At 66.2% G+C, this 1,805-nt stretch carries 3 protein-coding genes; 2 read left to right on the forward strand and 1 reads right to left on the reverse strand.

The window, feature by feature from the left end; all coding sequences use genetic code 11:
• Nucleotides 1-694 (reverse strand): IS630 family transposase (locus EBE87_RS28160; protein ID WP_408887775.1); only part of this gene is annotated, 694 nt, incomplete at its 3' end.
• 319 nt (nucleotides 695-1,013) lie between these two features.
• Here EBE87_RS28160 and EBE87_RS29290 point away from each other — a divergent pair.
• Nucleotides 1,014-1,157, forward strand: coding sequence for a hypothetical protein (locus EBE87_RS29290; RefSeq protein WP_158601022.1), 144 nt, complete (start codon nucleotides 1,014-1,016; stop codon nucleotides 1,155-1,157).
• A gap of 50 nt (nucleotides 1,158-1,207) precedes the next feature.
• Complete coding sequence (locus tag EBE87_RS28165; protein ID WP_120640384.1) at nucleotides 1,208-1,444, forward strand: hypothetical protein; 237 nt, start codon at nucleotides 1,208-1,210, stop codon at nucleotides 1,442-1,444.
• Nucleotides 1,445-1,805: the final 361 nt, after the last annotated feature.

Consider the following 1,805-nt stretch of genomic DNA (forward strand, 5'->3'; position numbering starts at 1 on the left):
CGATCACCGCCCCGGTCGCGATGTCCAGCGCCGCGAACAGCGAAGTGGTGCCATGGCGGGTATAGTCATGCGTGCGCCGCTCCACCTGGCCTGGACGCAGCGGCAACAGCGGCTGGGTGCGGTCGAGTGCCTGGATCTGGGACTTCTCATCCACGCACAGCACCAGCGCGCGGTCCGGCGGTGCCAGGTAGAGCCCGACGATGTCGCGCACCTTCTCGACAAAGAGCGGGTCATTGGAGAGCTTGAAGGTCTCGCTCCGGTGCGGCTGCAGCCCGAAGGCCCGCCAGATGCGATGGATGGTCGATGGCGCATACCCGACGGCCCGCGCCATGGAGCGCAATGACCAATGCGTTGCACCTGGCGGCGTTGTTTCCAGCGTCAGCCGGATGGTATCGGCGATCGCGTCATCGCCGATCGTGCGCGGCGTGCCGGGTCTGGGCTCATCGAGCAGCCCGTCCAGGCGATGCACGGCGAAGCGGCGCCGCCACTTCGACACCGTGTTAGCGTCCGCGCCGACCTCAGCGCCAATCGTCTTGTTCTCCAGGCCCGAGGCGGCAGCCAACACAATGCGGGCCCGGCGCGCCATCGCCTGTCCGGTCTTGTGAGCCCGAGCCAGGGATTCCAGTTCCCGACGTTCGGCCTCACTCAGCCCAATCGTTACCGCCGGTTTGCCCATCGCGGCTCTTCCTACGATCACCCGTATAATCATAGGAATTTCGCGATCAGGACACTAGATTGGATGTGGCTCCCGCTGCCTCGTTGGATCGTAATTCCAGAGTGGGCGGTTCCGTCCGCAGCCCATCTTGGTTTGTTCTCCTTGGTGGCCGTGATAGCGGCGGTGCTCCTCGATCCGAGGCTGGGCGCGAATCCTCCATTTGTCCAACTTCAATCCCACGGCTTCGGGATGATGCAGGCGCACGCACGAAGAAAGGGCGCTGTCGTTTGAGGCAGCGCCCTGTTTCTCAGCGTGGGCGATTGGTGGGATTGTGGGTGGCGCCATCGGCGCGGGAGCCATGGCGGTCTTCTGTGCCCCAGCCGTCGCGGCGGCCGGGCTGGGCATCATCGCCAATACGGCAGGCGCCGCTCTCTTTGGCGCAGCGACGGTGGCGGGCGGCGCGGCCGGTGCCGCTGTGGGCGAAGTGGCCCACCTGGTGTGAGCCTGAAGCCTGCCGCCTCTGTACGCGACCCTCTGAAACGGGATCTGACCATGAACGATCTGAACAGCGCCTCCGCTCCTCTGTCGGATATGGAACTGGATGCTATCTCCGGCGGCGCGGGCTTCGGCGACGTCATCCTGGTCGTGATGGGTGCGGTTGTTGGAGCCACCTTTGGGATCGGGCCAAGCGCGGCGAAGAACCTCGCGGCTGAGGCGCTGCCGTTCCCGACCGGCCCTTTGCGATGGGCCCCGGACCTCTGGTGCCGCCCCGATAACACCCTGGCCTGAAGGACAGACCTAACGCCTGAACACCATCCCTCATCCCCCATTCCCCCCCCCGCAACCCCTCGCTCTCCACATGGAGGCGAGGGGTCTCGTTCGTCCGGCCTACGGCAAGGGAGACAGGCTGTAGCGACGTCCAGAGGCATCATGCGCGCCGGCTATGCTGAGGCCCAGGCGTGATGCCATCCGAACCCGCATCGGCCAGTGCCAAATCCGGGGCTAGGATGGCTGCGGCTGGGCGTGTGGCGGGCGTGCCGCCGGATGCAGCGGGAGAGCGAAGGGGGTGGTCCTGTGAAGAAGCAAAAGCGCCAACCGGCCCCACGCCGGAAGCCCGTGAAGGCCCCCAAGCCCCAGAAGTTGGGGGGCA

This window comes from Teichococcus wenyumeiae (assembly GCF_003696345.1).
GTDB classification, from domain to species: domain Bacteria; phylum Pseudomonadota; class Alphaproteobacteria; order Acetobacterales; family Acetobacteraceae; genus Pseudoroseomonas; species Pseudoroseomonas wenyumeiae.